The sequence below is a fragment of the Streptomyces sp. NBC_01294 genome (assembly GCF_035917235.1).
GTDB lineage: Bacteria > Actinomycetota > Actinomycetes > Streptomycetales > Streptomycetaceae > Streptomyces > Streptomyces caledonius.
Genome location: NZ_CP108423.1, coordinates 3,990,627 through 4,006,517, shown reverse-complemented (window position 1 = coordinate 4,006,517; position 15,891 = coordinate 3,990,627). Strand labels below are relative to the sequence as shown.

The 15,891-nt window shown below is 72.5% G+C and carries 16 protein-coding genes and 1 tRNA gene; 8 read left to right on the top strand and 9 right to left on the bottom strand.

Going from position 1 to position 15,891, the window contains the following annotated elements; all coding sequences use genetic code 11:
• Positions 1-4: 4 nt before the first annotated feature.
• From OG534_RS18105 to OG534_RS18095, 3 genes are all read right to left on the bottom strand, one after another.
• On the bottom strand, positions 5-1,528 hold the full coding sequence (locus tag OG534_RS18105) for a PP2C family protein-serine/threonine phosphatase (RefSeq protein WP_442807104.1): 1,524 nt from the start codon (positions 1,526-1,528) through the stop codon (positions 5-7).
• A 93-nt stretch (positions 1,529-1,621) separates the two neighbouring features.
• The gene (locus OG534_RS18100) at positions 1,622-2,119 is read right to left on the bottom strand and encodes an FHA domain-containing protein FhaB/FipA (RefSeq protein ID WP_326589091.1); all 498 of its coding nucleotides are present in this window, start codon (positions 2,117-2,119) and stop codon (positions 1,622-1,624) included.
• A 10-nt stretch (positions 2,120-2,129) separates the two neighbouring features.
• The gene (locus OG534_RS18095; RefSeq protein ID WP_326589090.1) at positions 2,130-2,987 is read right to left on the bottom strand and encodes a DUF3662 and FHA domain-containing protein; all 858 of its coding nucleotides are present in this window, start codon (positions 2,985-2,987) and stop codon (positions 2,130-2,132) included.
• Between the two features lie 293 nt (positions 2,988-3,280).
• On the opposite strand from OG534_RS18095, the gene OG534_RS18090 reads away from it, so the two are divergent.
• The 6 genes from OG534_RS18090 to OG534_RS18065 all read left to right on the top strand — a co-directional run bounded on the left by OG534_RS18090 (position 3,281) and on the right by OG534_RS18065 (position 8,994).
• Positions 3,281-3,363, top strand: a tRNA-Leu gene (locus OG534_RS18090).
• Positions 3,364-3,652: 289 nt separating this feature from the next.
• Entirely contained in the window at positions 3,653-5,359 is a 1,707-nt protein-coding gene (locus OG534_RS18085) for a sensor histidine kinase (protein ID WP_326589089.1), read from the top strand.
• A gap of 9 nt (positions 5,360-5,368) precedes the next feature.
• Positions 5,369-6,028: a response regulator transcription factor gene (locus OG534_RS18080; protein ID WP_326589088.1), complete on the top strand. Its 660-nt coding sequence runs from the start codon at positions 5,369-5,371 to the stop codon at positions 6,026-6,028.
• 47 nt (positions 6,029-6,075) lie between these two features.
• Entirely contained in the window at positions 6,076-7,476 is a 1,401-nt protein-coding gene (locus tag OG534_RS18075) for a DUF2252 domain-containing protein (protein ID WP_326589087.1), read from the top strand.
• Between the two features lie 262 nt (positions 7,477-7,738).
• Positions 7,739-8,500, top strand: a complete 762-nt coding sequence (locus OG534_RS18070) for a hypothetical protein (protein ID WP_326593687.1) — start codon at positions 7,739-7,741, stop codon at positions 8,498-8,500.
• A 149-nt stretch (positions 8,501-8,649) separates the two neighbouring features.
• The gene (locus OG534_RS18065; RefSeq protein ID WP_326589086.1) at positions 8,650-8,994 is read left to right on the top strand and encodes a rhodanese-like domain-containing protein; all 345 of its coding nucleotides are present in this window, start codon (positions 8,650-8,652) and stop codon (positions 8,992-8,994) included.
• Between the two features lie 6 nt (positions 8,995-9,000).
• Here the strand turns inward: OG534_RS18065 and OG534_RS18060 are convergent, their stop codons facing one another.
• The 6 genes from OG534_RS18060 to paaA form a co-directional block, all read right to left on the bottom strand.
• A complete protein-coding gene (locus OG534_RS18060) occupies positions 9,001-10,143 on the bottom strand; it encodes an acyl-CoA dehydrogenase family protein (protein WP_326589085.1) in 1,143 nt (380 codons plus the stop codon).
• 79 nt (positions 10,144-10,222) lie between these two features.
• On the bottom strand, positions 10,223-11,326 hold the full coding sequence (locus OG534_RS18055; RefSeq protein WP_326589084.1) for a 2Fe-2S iron-sulfur cluster-binding protein: 1,104 nt from the start codon (positions 11,324-11,326) through the stop codon (positions 10,223-10,225).
• Positions 11,327-11,833, bottom strand: coding sequence for a 1,2-phenylacetyl-CoA epoxidase subunit PaaD (paaD, locus tag OG534_RS18050; protein ID WP_326589083.1), 507 nt, complete (start codon positions 11,831-11,833; stop codon positions 11,327-11,329).
• A complete protein-coding gene (paaC, locus tag OG534_RS18045; RefSeq protein ID WP_326589082.1) occupies positions 11,827-12,570 on the bottom strand; it encodes a 1,2-phenylacetyl-CoA epoxidase subunit PaaC in 744 nt (247 codons plus the stop codon). Before paaC ends, paaD begins: the two co-directional genes overlap by 7 nt.
• Positions 12,567-12,851: a 1,2-phenylacetyl-CoA epoxidase subunit PaaB gene (gene paaB / locus OG534_RS18040; protein WP_030009045.1), complete on the bottom strand. Its 285-nt coding sequence runs from the start codon at positions 12,849-12,851 to the stop codon at positions 12,567-12,569. The genes paaC and paaB overlap by 4 nt, the downstream gene beginning before the upstream one ends.
• The gene (gene paaA, locus OG534_RS18035; protein ID WP_385160451.1) at positions 12,848-13,897 is read right to left on the bottom strand and encodes a 1,2-phenylacetyl-CoA epoxidase subunit PaaA; all 1,050 of its coding nucleotides are present in this window, start codon (positions 13,895-13,897) and stop codon (positions 12,848-12,850) included. The genes paaB and paaA overlap by 4 nt, the downstream gene beginning before the upstream one ends.
• A gap of 135 nt (positions 13,898-14,032) precedes the next feature.
• Between paaA and OG534_RS18030 the strand changes: the two genes are divergently transcribed.
• Complete coding sequence (locus OG534_RS18030; RefSeq protein WP_442807103.1) at positions 14,033-14,695, top strand: DUF5819 family protein; 663 nt, start codon at positions 14,033-14,035, stop codon at positions 14,693-14,695.
• Positions 14,692-15,861 carry an HTTM domain-containing protein gene (locus OG534_RS18025; protein WP_326593685.1) on the top strand — a complete coding sequence of 390 codons (1,170 nt, stop codon included), beginning with the start codon at positions 14,692-14,694 and terminating at the stop codon, positions 15,859-15,861. Before OG534_RS18030 ends, OG534_RS18025 begins: the two co-directional genes overlap by 4 nt.
• Positions 15,862-15,891 lie beyond the last annotated feature (30 nt).

Sequence of the window (15,891 nt, the reverse complement as noted above, 5' to 3'; positions counted from 1 at the left end):
GTGTCTACTGCTTCCCGCACAGGCCGACCAGCTGCTGCTCCTCGGGAGTCAGGCTGGGGCCGGGTGGCTGGCTGTTCTGTGCCTCGGCGTTGCGGCGTTCCTCGTCCTTCTTGCAGGCGGAGACCTGGACGCCGAGGTCGTCGAGCTTCTTCCGGGCGCCGTCGAGGCTGCCTTCGCTGATGGTGGCCTCGACCAGCTTGCGCTTGAAGGGCGGGAGGTACTTCAGTTCGATGTCGGGGCGGTCGGTCTCCACCTTGGAGAGCTCCAGCGGCCCCAGCTTGGGGCTGATGCCGCGGAAGAGCGCCACGTGCTCGCCGTTCTTGCCGACGTAGAACTGGGTCTGGGTCCAGCGCCAGCCGGCGTAGAGGCCGCCGCCGATGACGCCGACGACGAGCAGCAGGGTCAGCGTACGCGTGGTCCACTTGCGCCCTTTGCTGCGGCGCCTGCGGGGGTGGTCGTACGTGTCCTCGTAGCCGGGGTCGGCGTCGTAGCCGTCGGCCTCGCCGAAGCTGCCGTAACCGCCGCCGCCCTTGGCCTGGCCCTGCTCGGAGTACCCGTAGCCGGGGGCGTCGCCGCTGCCGGGGGGGCCGAAGGATCCGGCGGGCGGCGGTGCCTGGCGGCCGAGGCCCGAGGCGCGGCCCGCCGGGGTCTGCATGGCGTTGCCGCCGTCGAAGAGCTGGTGCTGGTTCTCGGCGACCGCGCCGACGACCACCGGGGTGTCGCTGACCTGGGCGGCGAGGGTGTCGCCGCTGTCCGTGTCGAGGACGTCGGCGACGATGCAGGTGATGTTGTCCGGGCCGCCGCCGCGCAGCGCGAGCTGGATCAGGGACTGCACGGTCGCGCGGGGACCGTGGTAGTCGGCGAGGGTCTCTTCCAGGGTCTGGTGGGAGACGACGCCGGAGAGCCCGTCGGAGCAGATCAGGTAGCGGTCGCCGGCCCGGACCTCACGGATGGAGAGGTCGGGTTCGACGATGTCGCCGCTGCCGAGCGCGCGCATCAGGAGCGAGCGCTGCGGGTGGGTGGTCGCCTCCTCCTCCGTGATGCGTCCCTCGTCGACAAGGCGCTGCACCCAGGTGTGGTCCTGGGTGATCTGGGTGAGGACGCCGTCGCGCAGCAGATAGGCGCGGGAGTCGCCGACGTGCACGAGGCCCAGGCGCTGGCCGGTCCACAGCAGGGCGGTCAGGGTGGTGCCCATGCCCTCGAGCTGGGGATCCTCCTCGACCATGGCCCGCAGCTGGTCGTTGGCGCGCTGCACGGCCGTGGCCAGGGACGTGAGGATGTCGGAGCCCGGGACGTCGTCGTCGAGCTGCACGAGGGTGGAGATCACCTCGGAGCTCGCGACCTCGCCGGCGGCCTGACCGCCCATGCCGTCGGCGATCGCGAGGAGACGGGGGCCGGCGTAGCCGGAGTCCTCGTTCCCCTCGCGGATCATGCCCTTGTGGGATCCGGCTGCGAACCGCAGGGACAGACTCATGCGCACCTGCCCTGTCGACGAAGCTTCCTCCGGGTACAACCGGTCTCGAGCCACACTGCCCACCCTCCGGTCGGGAGCGCGCTCGTGTCCGTGTCCTCGGTGGGACGGATCGCCGCCGCGCGCTCGCTCCGCTCGCTCATTCTCGTACTACTTCCGCAGCTCGATGACGGTCTTGCCGATGCGGATCGGTGCGCCCGGCGGAATGGGCGTCGGGGTGGTCAGCCGGGTCCGGTCGAGATACGTGCCGTTGGTGGACCCGAGATCCTCGACGATCCACTGGCCGTCACGGTCGGGGTAGATCCTGGCATGGCGGCTGGACGCGTAGTCGTCGTCCAGCACGATCGTGGAGTCGTGGGCGCGGCCCAGCGTGATCGTCTGGCCTGCGAGGGCCACCGTGGTTCCGGTGAGGATGCCCTCGGAGACGACGAGCTTGGTCGGCGCACCACGGCGCTGGCGCTGCTGCGGTGGGGCAGCCTGGCGGCCCGCCTGCTGCGGGGCGCCGCCGGCGCCGCCGCGGCGGGAGCCGCGCTGGGTCACTCTCGTTCCGAAGAGATCGCTGCGGATGACCTGAACGGCCACGATGACGAACAGCCACAGAACGGCTAGGAAACCCAACCGCATGACCGTCAGGGTCAGCTCTGACATTGCCCCCGCTTCACCCTTCGGCTTGCCGGTAAATGATGGTCGTGCTGCCCACGACGATCCGCGAGCCGTCGCGGAGCGTAGCGCGGGTGGTGTGCTGCCCGTCCACCACGATGCCGTTGGTGGACCCGAGATCCTGGATCGTCGAGGGCGTTCCGGTCCGGATCTCACAGTGCCGGCGCGATACGCCGGGGTCGTCGATCCGCACGTCGGCTTCCGTGCTTCGGCCGAGTACGAGCGTGGGGCGCGAGATCTGGTGGCGGGTGCCGTTGATCTCGATCCAGTGGCGCCGGGGACCCCCCGGGGTCGCCACGGGGGCCGCTCCGGCGGGTCCGCCGGGAGCGGGCCGTCGCGCGCCGGGTCCGCCGGGCGGCGGGGCGCTGGGCATGGGCGGGGCGGCGACCGGCGGGTAGCCGTAACCGCCCTGCGGCTGGTTCTCCGGCGGGTATCCGTAGCCGCCCTGCGGTGAGGGCGGCCCTGCCTGCGGCTGGGAGGTGCTGGAGGCGAGGGTGCGGCTGCGGACCCGGTAGAGCCCGGTGTCGAGGTCTTCGGCCTTCTCCAGGTGGACCTTGATGGGGCCCATGAAGCTGTAGCGCTGCTGCTTGGCGTAGTCGCGGACGAGGCCCGCGAGCTCGTCGCCGAGCTGCCCGGAGTAGGGGCTCAGGCGGTCGTAGTCACCGGCGCTGAGTTCGACGATGAAGTCGTTGGGGACGACGGTCCGCTCGCGGTTCCAGATGGTGGCGTTGTTGTCGCACTCCCGCTGGAGGGCGCCGGCGATCTCCACCGGCTGGACCTCGGACTTGAAGACCTTGGCGAAGGTGCCGTTCACCAGACCTTCGAGTCGCTGCTCGAACCGCTTCAGAACTCCCATGGGGCACCTCCTCCGTCGTTGTCGCCCTGTACTGCTTACTGATCGTATCCACGCGTGGCGGATTCGGGTGGTTCCCCATCGCTCCTGTGAGGACGAGTGTTGGTCCTCACAGGCGATCGTAGGGGCGCTCCCAGGACAGTGTCCCGCACCGGGAGCGGAGCGCGGGAGGGGCCGTCCGCAGCGGGGTGCGGGGGCGGCGGGAAAGCGATGTGAAACCACCCCGTCCACCGTGCTAATGTTTCGACGTCGCCAGGGGAACGGCCCGAAAGGGAAGAACCACTGGGGCGCTGCTCGGGCGAGTGGCGGAACGGCAGACGCGCTGGCTTCAGGTGCCAGTGTCCTTCGGGACGTGGGGGTTCAAATCCCCCCTCGCCCACATCGACGAGACGGTCGTCACTGCGAAAGCGGTGGCGGCCGTTTCGTGTTGTCCGGCCCGGCCCGGCCCGGTCCGGCCCGGCCCGGTCCGGCCCGGTCCCGATCCCGGTCGCGTGTGTGACGTACGTCCCTCCCAAGGGGCTCCTGACGTGCGGTGTTTCGACGGACCCGGTTCGGGTTGATCAACTGTCCGCATGGCGAGACCAGTTGTGTCCGTCCGACTTTCGTTGCGGCGGACGGCGACGAAAGAGGGCGGCCGCGGGTGCGGGCGGGTGTCTAGGGTCGGTCGGGTGGATGTGAAGGCGAAGACGCGTGCGGGCTGGGACTGGCTGAGGGGGCCCGAGCCGTGGACCCGGCGGATGCTGGCGGGGGACCTCGCGCTCGCCGGTGTGCTGGCCATCCTCGGGCTGGGCGTCGAGGAACTCGACCGGGGGTCCGGGCAGCGGATGCTGCTGGGCGCCGTGGTCGTGGTGGCGCTGACCCTGCTGCGCCGGCGGCTGCCGGCGACGACGCTCGTGGCCGGTTCGGCGCTGAGCTCCGCCCTCCCGGGACTGTTCTTCGTCCTGCCGCTGCTGGGCTGGTCGGCAGGGCGGCGCATCGTCGGCGTGGGCCGGGCGCTGGGCTGCTTCACGCTGGCCTTCGCCGCGTCGCTCGCCTTCAGCGTCCTGGACCAGTGGTCGCAGATGCGACCGCTGCTGGTGATCGTGTTCTCCACGCTGATGTTCCTGGCGGTCACGGTGATGCCGGGGCTGGCCAGCCGGTACTGGTCGCAGCGCCGCACCCTGCTGGCCGCGCTGCACGAGCGCAACGGGCAGCTGCTGCGCGAGCGTGCCATGGTCGCCGGGCAGGCGCGGCTGCGCGAGCGGCAGCGCATCGCCCAGGACATGCACGACAGCCTCGGCCACCAGCTGGCGTTGATCTCCGTGCACACGGGTGCGCTGGAGGTGGATCCCGTGCTCACCGACCGTCAGCGGGAGGCCGTGGGCGTGCTGCGGCAGGCCTCGGTGTCCGCGATGCACGAACTGCGCGAGGTCGTCGGCATCCTGCGCGACGGCGTGGAGGCGCCCGCGCCGGTGGAGGAGGCCCAGCCCGCGGCGCGCGGCGTGGCCGGGATCGTGGGGGTCGTGGAGGCGGCACGCGGTGCCGGGACCGAGGTGCGGATGACCACCTCGGGGCGGCCGAGGCCGCTGGTCGCGGCGTGCGACCACGCCGCGTACAGGATCGTGCAGGAGGCCCTGACGAACGCCTACAAGCACGCTCCGGGGGCGCCGATCACGGTGGAACTGCGGTACGAGGACGACTCGCTGGTGGTGGAGATCGCCAACGGGCCGTCGGCCGGACCGGGCGAGGACGTGGTGTCGGGCGGGCAGGGGCTGACGGGGCTGCGCGAGCGGGCCCGGCTGGTCGGCGGCATGGTGCACGCGGGTCCCGCCGAGGGGGGCGGCTTCCGGGTGGCCGGGGTGCTGCCGTACGGCGCGGAGCCGGCCGGTGCCCAGGACGTGGCCGACGACTTCGGGCAGCGGGCGCAGGCGCAGAAGCTCACGCAGCCTCAGGCGCGGGGGCGGCGCGGCGAGCAGCAGCCGATGGACTGGGCGGCGGTGGACCGGGAGCTGGCCGTACGGGTGCCCAGCCGCAGCGGTGGGATCGCGGTGGGCTGCGGGATCGCCTTCGCGGCGGTGGTGGTGCTAGTGATCGTGACGGTCGCCGCGGCGGTGATGTTGATGGACTCGGCGGGTGACGCGATGATCAGCCGGGACGAGTACGACGCCGCGCAGGTGAACGAGAGCGAGAAGGCGGTCCGGGGGCGGCTGCCGAGCGGCGCGAGCTTCCTGACCGCGGGAGCCGATCGGAAGGGGCCGCCCCGGCCGGAGGGCTCGCAGTGCCTGGCGCTGCTCGCCGACCATCAGCCCAGCACACTGACCACGGATCTGGTGTACCGGTTCTGCTTCAAGGACGGCAAGCTCGTCGACAAGCAGGCGTACGAGGTCAAGCAGTAGGAGCACGGGGTGACAGCCGAAGTGATCAGAGTGGTGATCGCCGACGACGAGCCGCTGATCCGGGCCGGGATCAGGATGATCCTGACCTCGGCGCCGGACATCGAGGTCGTCGCGGAGGCGGCGAACGGCAGGGAGGCGGTGGAGCTGGCCCGCCTGCACGCCCCAGGCGTGATGCTGCTGGACATCCAGATGCCGGTGATGGACGGGCTGACCGCGCTGGGGGAACTGCGGCGGGCCGCGCCGGAGGTGCGGGCGCTGATCCTGACCACCTTCGGCGAGAAGGAGAACGTGCTGCGGGCGCTGGGCCAGGGCGGCGCGGGATTCCTGCTGAAGGACTCGGCTCCCGGCGAGCTGATCGGAGCGGTCCGGGCGGCCGCGGCCGGGGACGCGTACCTCTCGCCGGGGGCGGCCCGGCACGTGGTGGACCAGCTGGCGTCGGGGAAGGCCGCCGTGCGCGGTGAGGAGGCCCGGCGCCAGGTGGCGGAACTGAGCGAGCGGGAGCGCGGTGTGCTGGCGCTGCTGGGCGAAGGGCTGTCCAACGCGGACGCGGGCCGGCGGCTGCACATGAGCGAGGCGACCGTGAAGACGTACGTCAGCCGGATCCTGGCGAAGCTGGACTGCGAGAACCGGGTCCAGGCGGCACTGCTGGCCAGGGACGCCGGGCTGTAGATACGGTCGGCGCGTTCGAGAAGCGATCAACGGGTGGGGGCGGCGCCATGGCGGCGGTAGCAGGGCAGCGGATTCCGGACGTGGCGGGGTTCGCGCCGCGGGTGGCGGCGGGCTCTCCCAAGGAGGAGGGCAAGGCGCTGCGCGCACGCGTGCCGCGGGCGGCGCACGCCGCGTTCGAGGCGCCGGCCGGGCGGCCGGACGCCGTGCGGGCGGTGGAGGAGTCCAACGCCGGCCGGGTCGCCGAGCTGACTCCGATACGGGTGGGCCGGATGGCCGCGAACCCCTTCGCGTTCCTGCGCGGGGCGGCCGGGCTGATGGCGCACGACCTGTCCGGCGGTCCGGTGACCGGGGTCGGCGCGCAGATCTGCGGTGACGCGCACGCGGCGAACTTCGGTCTGTACGGCGACGCCCGCGGGCGCCTGGTCATCGACCTGAACGACTTCGACGAGACCGTCTTCGGCCCGTGGGAATGGGACGTGAAGCGGCTGGCGACCTCGCTGGTGCTGGCCGGCCGGGTGGCCGGCGCGGACGAGGACACCTGCCGGGCGGCCGCGCTGGACTCGGTGGGCGCCTACCGGCGCACCATGCGGCTGCTGGCCAAGCTGCCCGCGATGGACGCGTGGAACGCCATCGCGGACGAGGAACTGGTCTCGCACACCGATGCCCGCGACCTGCTGGGCACGCTGGAGCGGGTCTCGGAGAAGGCCCGCAACAACACCTCCGCCCGGTTCGCCGCCAGGTCGACGGAGATCGGTCCGGACGGTGGCCGCCGCTTCGTCGACGCGCTGCCCGTGCTGCGCCGGGTCGGGGACCGGGAGGCGGCGGCCGTGGCGGCCTCGCTCGGCTCCTACCTCCATACGCTGCAGGGCGACCGGCTGCCGCTGCTGGCCCGGTACGCCATCCACGACGTGGCCTTCCGCGTGGTGGGCACCGGCAGCGTCGGCACCCGCTCGTACGTGGTGCTGCTGCTGGACCACCGGGGCGAGCCGCTGGTGCTGCAGGTGAAGGAGGCGCGGCCGTCGGTGCTGTTGCCGTACCTGCCCGGTCTGGGCTTCGTGTCGCAGCCGGAGGAGCACGAGGGCCTGCGGGTGGTGGCCGGGCAGAAGCGGATGCAGGTGGTCTCGGACATCATGCTCGGCTGGACCACGGTGGAGGGCCGGCCGTTCCAGGTGCGGCAGTTCCGCAACCGCAAGGGCAGTGTGGATCCGGCGGCGCTGGCCGTCGACCAGATCGACGACTACGGCCGGATGACCGGCGCCCTGCTGGCCCGGGCGCACGCGCACAGCGTCGACCCGCGGCTGCTGGCCGGGTACTGCGGGAAGAACGAGGAGCTGGACGAGGCGATGGCGGCCTTCGCGGTGGCCTACGCCGACCGGACCGAGGCCGATCACGCCGATCTGGTCGCGGCGGTACGGGCCGGGCGGATCGCGGCGGAGGCCGGGGTCTAGGCCGGGGTCTAGGCCGGGGTCCGGGCCGGGGTTCAGGCCGGGGTTCAGGCCGGGGTTCAGGCCGGGGTTCAGGCCGGGGTTCATGGTCCGTTCCGGGCGCTCTCGGCCGCTGTGGTGCGGGCGATGTTTCACGTGAAACATCGCCCGCGCGGGGTGGCCGTAGGCTGGCCGGGTGAGCGAGCAGACCGAGCAGCCCGAGCAGCCAGTCCCCGGTGATTCCGGCGACTCCTCCGTCACCGGTGAGGAGCGCCCCGAAGCGCGCCTGGAGCGGGCTGTACGGGCCGCCGAACAGGCACTGATCGAGTTCGAGATCGCGGTGGAGACCTTCCGGGTGGAGGTGGAGAACTTCTCCCGCCTGCACCACCAGAAGCTCGGCCCCATGTACTCGAGGCTCGACGAACTGGACGCGCTGATCGCCGAGGCGAAAGCGGCCCGCAGCGGGGATCCCGAGGACCTCCGGCGGGCGAAGGAAGCGCGTGCGCTGGTCATGCCGATGCCCGGGGTGGACGAGCTTTTCCACGACTGGCTGGACTCGGACGGGATCTCCGACGACGCCGCCGCGATGCTCACCGACCGGCCCGTGCGGCCCCCGGAGCGGGTGCGGCCCTCGGAGGAGGTCCGCCGCCTCTACCGCGAGCTGGTCCGCCAGGCCCACCCGGACCTGGCCCAGGAGGACACCGAGCGGGAGCGGCGCGACGCGTTCATCGCGCGGGTCAACGCCGCGTACGGGCGGGGCGACGAGGGGCTGCTGCGCGAGCTGGCCGAGGAGTGGGCGGCCGGGCCGGCGCCGGTTGCTGCGCGGCTGAGCGAGAGCGAGGAGCTGTACGAACGGCTGGAGTGGCTGGCTCGGCGCAAGGAGCTGTTGGCGCTGGTGGCCCGGGAGCTGGAGGACAGCGCGATCGGGTCGATGCTGAGGATGGCGCCCGAGGATCCGGACCGGCTGCTGGAGGAGATCGCGGAGCAGCTGCTGGCGCAGGTGTCCGAGCGTGAGGCGGAGCTGGCGGTTGCGCTCGCCGCTGAGTGAGGCTGAGTGAGGGCGGGTGCGGCGCCGCTGCCGGGGCTCCGCCCCGGAGCCCGCGCCTCAAACGCCGGCGGGGCTGGATTGGTGCCCGCGGGGCTGGGGCGGGCGTCGGCTAGGTTGGAAGGACAATCTGCGATGAGAGAAGGCGACGTATGAACTTCGGACCGCTTCCCTCGGTGGACGCCGCCGCGGTGCCCTCCGAAGGCTTTGTCCTTGACGTCCGTGAGGACGACGAATGGGCGGCCGGCCACGTCGAGGGCGCTCTGCACATCCCGATGAGCGACTTCGTGGCCCGCTTCGGTGAGCTGACGGAGGCCGTCGACGACGGCCGCCGGGTCTTCGTGATGTGCCGGGTCGGCGGGCGTTCCGCGCAGGTCACCCAGTACCTGGTGCGCCAGGAGATCGACGCCGTGAACGTCGACGGCGGGATGCAGGCCTGGGACGGTGCCGGGCGCCCGATGGTGACGGACAACGGGAACCCGGCCTTCGTGCTGTAGTCCCGCTCAGGCGAGGGGGTGGGCGGCCAGCAGGTCGCCCAGGGCCTCCTCGTGCGCGGCGGCCGGGCCGAGCTGGAGTTCCAGCTGCTTGGCCCAGGCGTGATAGCGGTGCAGCGGGTAGTCGGTGTCGGCGCCGAAGCCTCCGTGCAGGTGCTGGGCGGTCTGCACGACCCGCCGTACGCCCTCCGAGGCCCAGATCTTGGCGACCGCGACGTCCCCCGGGCTCGGCAGCGGACCGCCGGCGCCGCCGGTCGCGGCGTCCAGCCGCCAGGCGGCCTGCCACAGGGTGACCTCCATCGCGCGCAGGTCGATGTAGCGGTCGGCGGCCTGGACGGCGACGGCCTGGAAGGTGGCCACCGGGAAGCCGAACTGCTCGCGCTTTCCGGTGTACTGGCTGGTCATGCCGAGGACGGCCTCGCCGAGCCCGAGCGCCAGCGCGCAGGTCCCGGTGGCGAGGAGGAGGCGCAGCCGCTCCCAGGCCTCCGGGTTGTCGATGAGGTGGGTCCGCTCCACCCGGACGCCGTCCAGGGCGAGTTCGGCGAGCCGCTCCCCGCTGGTGGACACCTGCTCGGCGAGCGCGAGGCCTTCGGCGGTGCGCGGGACGAACGCGAGGACGGCCTCGCCCTCGCCGGTGTGGGCCGGTACGGCGATCCAGTCGGCGTTCTGCGCCCAGGGGACGGCGGTCTGCGTGCCCTCCAGGATCCACACCCCGCCGTCGAGGCGTGCGGTGACGGCGAGTTCGGCCGGGTCGTGGCCGGAGCGGCCGTGCGCGGCGGCGGTGAGCACGAGCGTGCCGCGCCCCGCGGCGGGCAGCAGGGCGGCGGCCAGTTCGGGGCTGCCGTGGGCCTGGACGGCCATCGCGGCGGCGCAGTGCTCCAGCAGCGGGACCCGCGCCAGTACCCGGCCGGCCTCGCGCAGGACCAGGCACAGGGCGATGGCGTCCAGGCCGGCGCCGCCGTGTTCCTCGGCGAGGACCAGGCCCAGCAGGTCGGACCCGGCGAGCTTGGCCCACAGGGGGCGGTCGAAGTCGTCGGCGACGGCCCCCGGGGTCAGCGCGGGGCTGGGAACGCCGTCGGGGGCGACGTCGGCGAACACGGCCCCGGCCGCCTCGACGGCCGCCTGCTGCTCCTCGGTGAAGGTGAAGTCCACTGCCTGTCCTCCCGCGCGCGTTCAGGTCTGACGGTGCGTCAAGATAGAACACGTTCTGGAAATTGGACAGGGGTACTCCCTAGCGGTCGAAGTCGATCTCCACTTCCTCCGTCACCGGGTGCGACTGGCAGGCCAGCACGAACCCGGCCTCCGTCTCCTCGGCCTCCAGCGCGAAGTTCCGGTCCATCCGGACCTCGCCCGACACCACGAACGCCCGGCAGGTGCCGCAGACCCCGCCCTTGCAGGCGTACGGGGCGTCCGCACGGTTGCGGAGCACCGCGTCCAGCAGCGATTCCCCGTCCTGGACCGGCCAGGTGCCGGAGCGCCCGTCCAGCCGTGCGGTGACCCGCCCGTGCGCCGGGGCCGCCGCGGCGCCCGTGCGGACCGGCGCCGTGGTGTCCTCGACGTGGAAGATCTCCTCGTGCACCCGCGTCCGGGCGACGCCGAGCGCGCCCAGGGCCCGCTCCGCGCCCTGCACCAGGCCGTAGGGGCCGCACAGGAACCAGCTCGTCACCTCCGTCACCGGCAGCAGCGCGGGCAGCAGGGCCGCCAGTCGCTCCTCGTCCAGCCGTCCGGAGGGCAGCCCGGACTCCTGCTCCTCCCGGGAGAGGACCGTCACCAGCTGGAACCGGGCCGGGTAGCGGTCCTTGAGGTCGGCGACCTCCTCCAGGAACATCGTCGAGGCCGCCGTACGGTCGCTGCGCACGAGGCAGAAGCGGGCATCGGGCCGGGTGGCCAGCAGGCTCGCGGCGATCGACAGCACGGGCGTGATGCCGCTGCCGCCGACGATCGCCGCGTAGTGCCCCGAGGCCGGTGCCGCGGCGGGCTCAAGGACGAAGCGACCGGCCGGGACCATGACGTCCAGCACGTCCCCGGCGACGATCTCCTTGTGCGCGAACGTGGAGAACTCGCCGCCCTCCACCAGCCGCACCCCGACCCGCAGCTCCGCCGGTCCCGGGCCGTCCGGCACCGGGGCGGGGGAGCAGATCGAATACGTGCGGCGGATCTCCGAGCCGCCCTCGGGGGCGGTGCGGCGCAGGGTCAGGTGCTGGCCGGGGGCGTGCCGGTACTCCTCGCGCAGTTCCCCGGGAACCCGCAGGGTCAGTGCCACCGAGTCGTCGGTGAGCCGGTCGACTGCCGCCACCGTCAGCGGGTGGAACGCGCCGTGGCGGGGGGCGGCCATCTAGAGCTCCTTGAAGTGGTCGAACGGTTCGCGGCAGGCGGTGCAGCGGCGCAGCGCCTTGCATGCGGTGGAGGAGAACCGGCTGAGCAGTTCGGTGTCGGTCGATCCGCAGTGGGGGCAGCGGACCGACAGGGCGATCGGGACCGGCCCGCCGGCCGCGTGCGGCCGGGGCGGGGCGATGCCGAACTCGGCGAGCTTGCGGCGGCCCTCGGCGCTGATGTCGTCGGTGGACCAGGCGGGGGCCAGCACGGTGGTCACCCGCACCTGGGGTATGCCGTGACCGGTCAGGGCCCGCTCGATGTCGGCCGACATGGCCTCGATGGCCGGGCAGCCGGTGTACGTGGGGGTGAGGGTGACCTCGGCGTGGCCGTCCTCGTGCATTCGCACCCCGCGCACCACGCCCAGCTCGCCCAGGGTGAGCACGGGCAGCTCGGGGTCGGGGACGGAGCCGGCCAGCTCGGCCAGCTCCGCCTCCAGGCGGGTCGTCGCGGCGTCGGTGGTCACCATGACGCCCCCGGGTGGCTGCGGTGCAGGTGCTGCATCTCGGCGAGCAACCGGCCGAACGGCTCGGTGTGCAGCCCCTGGCGGCCGGCTCCGGCCACCCAGGCGCCGGTGCGCGGTCCCTCGGGCAGAGCGAGACCGGCCCGCTCCAGTACGCCGGTCAGCGCGGCCAGCCAGCGTCCTTCCAGGGCGTCCCGGTCCAGGTCGCCGAGCCCCTCCACCGGCTGGAACATCTCCCCGGTGAACTTCCACAGGGCGTCCAGGCCGGCCCGCATACGGCGCCGGCTCTCGTCGGTGCCGTCGCCGAGCCGCAGGGTCCACTGCTCGGCGTGGTCGACGTGGTACGCGGTCTCCTTGACGGCCTTGGCCGCGAGCGCCGCGAACGGGCCGTCCCCGCGCGCGAGCTCCGTGTAGAGCCCGTGCTGGTAGAGGGAGAAGTAGAGCTGGCGGGCGATGGTGTGGGCGAAGTCGCCGTTCGGCTGCTCGACCAGCTGGAGGTTGCGGAAGGACCGCTCCTCGCGCAGGAACGCCAGCTCGTCCTCGTCGCCGGCCATGGACAGCAGGATGCGGGCCTGGCCGAGCAGGTCGAGGGCGATGTTGGCGAGGGCGACCTCCTCCTCCAGGACGGGGGCGTGCCCGGCCCATTCGCCGAGGCGGTGGGAGAGGATCAGCGCGTCGTCGCCGAGCGCGAGAGCCGCCGCGTAGGTGCCGGCGGTGCCGGCGGTGGTGTCGGTGCTGGTCACAGGTGGCTCACCCCCTCCGGGATGTCGTAGAAGGTGGGGTGCCGGTACGGCTTGTCGGCGGACGGGGCGAAGAACGGGTCCCGCTCGTCCGGGGAGGAGGCGGTGATCTCGGTGGAGGGCACCACCCAGATCGAGATGCCCTCGCCGCGCCGGGTGTAGAGGTCGCGGGCGTTGCGCAGGGCCATCTCCGCGTCGGGGGCGTGCAGGCTTCCCGCGTGCGTGTGCGAGAGGCCGCGGCGCGAGCGCACGAACACCTCCCACAGGGGCCAGTTCTGCGTCATACCCGTGCCTCCTCGTTCTGTCCGGCGTGCTTCGCCGCTTGCTGTGCCGCCTGCTTGTCCGCATACGCCGCGGCCGCGTCGCGCACCCAGGCGCCTTCCTCGTGCGCCGTGCGCCGCTGGCTGATCCGCTGCTCGTTGCAGGGGCCGTTGCCCTTGAGCACGTCCCAGAACTCCGCCCAGTCGATGGCGCCGAAGTCGTGGTGCCCGCGCTCCTCGTTCCACTTCAGGTCCGGGTCGGGCAGGGTCAGGCCGAGGGATTCGGCCTGCGGGACGGCGATGTCCACGAACCGCTGGCGCAGCTCGTCGTTCGAGTGCCGCTTGATGCGCCAGGCCATCGACTGCGCCGAGTGCGCCGACGCGTCGTCCGGCGGGCCGAACATCATCAGCGACGGCCACCACCACCGGTCCACCGCGTCCTGGGCCATCGCGTGCTGGGCCTCGGTGCCCTGCGAGAGGGCGAGGAGCAGCTCGTACCCCTGGCGCTGGTGGAAGGACTCCTCCTTGCAGATGCGGACCATGGCGCGCGCGTACGGACCGTAGGAGCAGCGGCAGATCGGCACCTGGTTGGTGATCGCCGCGCCGTCCACGAGCCAGCCGATCGCGCCGACGTCCGCCCAGGTCAGGGTGGGGTAGTTGAAGATCGAGGAGTACTTCTGCTTGCCCGAGTGGAGCTTGTCGAGCAGCTCGTCACGGCTGGTTCCGAGGGTCTCGGCCGCGCTGTAGAGGTACAGCCCGTGGCCCGCCTCGTCCTGGACCTTGGCCATCAGGATGGCCTTGCGGCGCAGCGAGGGCGCGCGGGTGATCCAGTTGGCCTCGGGCTGCATGCCGATGATCTCGGAGTGGGCGTGCTGGGCCATCTGGCGGACCAGGGAGGCCCGGTATTCGTCCGGCATCCAGTCGCGCGGCTCCACCCGCTCGTCGGCCGCCACCGCCGCGTCGAATGCCGCCGCGAGCTGTGCGCCCAGGTCAGCAGTCATGCCTGTCCCGTCCGTCCCGTCTGTCCCCAGGGCCGTGTCCGGTCCCGTTTCCGGGGTCACTGCCACCATTCCGGCCCCTTCTCAGAGTCTGCCGTCCGCCCGACCGACCGATCGTTCGGTTCATCCGCTTCAATGGTGAGACGGCGGCCCGTAGGGTGTCAACCTCTGTGGTCAACCCTGTGGACGCCGGACGATCGGGGCGGGATGGATTCGAACGAGCAGGAGCCCGCCGAAGGGGCCGCTCCGCCACCCCCGCGGGCACCCGGAATCGCCGGCCTCTCCACCCCCTACCGGGTCGTGACCGCGCTGGCCCTGGGGGCCATAGCCGTGGCCGCGTGCGCGCACCTCGCGTTCGTGTTCCTGCACGTGGCCCCGTCCAACACGGTGAGCAAGCGGCACGCGAAGACGATCGACGACTGGATCTACCCCGAGTTCGAACAGAACTGGAAGCTCTTCGCACCCAACCCGCTCCAGCAGAACATCGCGGTCGAGGTGCGCGCGGAGGTGCGGACGGCCGGCGGCGAACTGATCACCACCGACTGGCGGAACCTGAGCGCCGAGGACGGCGAGGCCATCCGCCACAGCCTGCTGCCGAGCCACACGGAGCAGAACGAGCTCCGCCGGGCCTGGGACTTCTTCACCGGCTCCCACGACGAGGACAACAAGCCGAACGGCGAGCGCGGCGAGCTGTCCGAGGAGTACCTGCGGCGGATCGCGGTCGACCGGCTCACGCCGGAGCACCGGGGCGGCCACATCCTGCGGATCCAGCTGCGCTCGGCGACGACGGCGGTGCCCGCGCCGAAGTGGAGCACCGAGACCACCGACACCCAGACCTACTACCGGGAGCTGCCGTGGTGGACGGTGTGAGGCGCGCCCGCGAAGCCGTGGGCCGGGCGGCCGCGCAGGTCACCGGGCAGGCGCTGGGCCCGTACCAGAGCGCCGTGGTGCGCATCGGCTTCGCCGGTACCTGGCTCTTCTTCCTGCTGCGCGAGTTCCCGCACCGCGCCGAGCTGTACGGGCCGGACGGGCCGTGGAGCTGGGCCCTGGCGGAGCGGCTGACCGCCTCCAACGGGGCCTTCACGGTGCTGATGTGGTCCGACTCGACGCTCTGGTTCGAGATCGTCTACGCGCTGTCCGTGCTGGCGAGCGTGGGGCTCATGCTGGGCTGGCGGACGCGGGCCACGTCCGTGGTGTTCATGATCGGGGTGCTGTCGCTGCAGAACCGCAGCGTGTTCATGGGCGACGGCGGCGACAACGTCATCCACCTGATGGCGATCTACCTGGTGCTGACCCGCTGCGCGCAGGTGTGGTCGCTGGACGCGCGCAGGGTCCGTACGCACGGCTCGGCGACGGCGGGGGCGGGCGGGCCGGTGCTGTGGGCCGTGCTGGGGGCGGTGTTCGCGTACGGGGCCGCGACCGGGCGGTTCAGCTACGGCTGGCTGGCGGGGTTCGCGGCGGTGTGGGTGGTCTGCGCGCTGTGGTGGCTGGTCGACCGCTACGAGCCGGAGGGCGAGGGGCGGGCGGTCCTGGACGTCCTCGCCAACCTGCTGCACAACGCGGGGATGCTGGTGATCATGGCGGAGGTCTGCCTGATCTACGCGACGGCGGGCTGGTACAAGATCCAGGGGTCGCGGTGGCAGGACGGGACGGCGCTGTACTACCCCCTGGGGCTGGACTACTTCACCCCGTGGCCGGGGCTGTCCGCGCTGGTGGCGGGGAGCGGGACGCTGGTGATGCTGCTGACGTACGGGACGGTGGCGGTGCAGGTGGCGTTTCCGTTCACGCTGTTCAACCGGCGGATCAAGAACGTGCTGCTGGCCGTGATGATGCTGGAGCACGCGGGGATCGCGGTGCTGCTGGGCCTGCCGTTCTTCTCCTTGGCGATGATCGCCGCCGACGCGGTGTTCCTGCCGACGGGGTTCCTGGTGTGGGTGGGCGTGCGGTGCGCTGTGCTGCGGGCTCGGCGGGCCGCGGCGGATTCCCCCGCGGACCCCGTCCCGCTGGACGCGGAGCCGAGCCCCGTCCCCCGCTGAAAGAACGGGGCTCCGCCCCGGACCCCGCGC

What these genes read in the sequence shown, in the direction of transcription:
- OG534_RS18100 (WP_326589091.1), bottom strand. Translation starts at nt 2,119, where the DNA reads ATGTCAGAGCTGACCCTGACGGTCATGCGGTTGGGTTTCCTAGCCGTT.
- OG534_RS18095 (WP_326589090.1), bottom strand. Translation starts at nt 2,987, where the DNA reads ATGGGAGTTCTGAAGCGGTTCGAGCAGCGACTCGAAGGTCTGGTGAAC.
- OG534_RS18075 (WP_326589087.1), top strand. Translation starts at nt 6,076, where the DNA reads ATGGCGGCGGTAGCAGGGCAGCGGATTCCGGACGTGGCGGGGTTCGCG.
- OG534_RS18065 (WP_326589086.1), top strand. Translation starts at nt 8,650, where the DNA reads ATGAACTTCGGACCGCTTCCCTCGGTGGACGCCGCCGCGGTGCCCTCC.
- OG534_RS18055 (WP_326589084.1), bottom strand. Translation starts at nt 11,326, where the DNA reads ATGGCCGCCCCCCGCCACGGCGCGTTCCACCCGCTGACGGTGGCGGCA.
- paaD (WP_326589083.1), bottom strand. Translation starts at nt 11,833, where the DNA reads ATGGTGACCACCGACGCCGCGACGACCCGCCTGGAGGCGGAGCTGGCC.
- paaB (WP_030009045.1), bottom strand. Translation starts at nt 12,851, where the DNA reads ATGACGCAGAACTGGCCCCTGTGGGAGGTGTTCGTGCGCTCGCGCCGC.
- paaA (WP_385160451.1), bottom strand. Translation starts at nt 13,897, where the DNA reads ATGGTGGCAGTGACCCCGGAAACGGGACCGGACACGGCCCTGGGGACA.
- OG534_RS18030 (WP_442807103.1), top strand. Translation starts at nt 14,033, where the DNA reads ATGGATTCGAACGAGCAGGAGCCCGCCGAAGGGGCCGCTCCGCCACCC.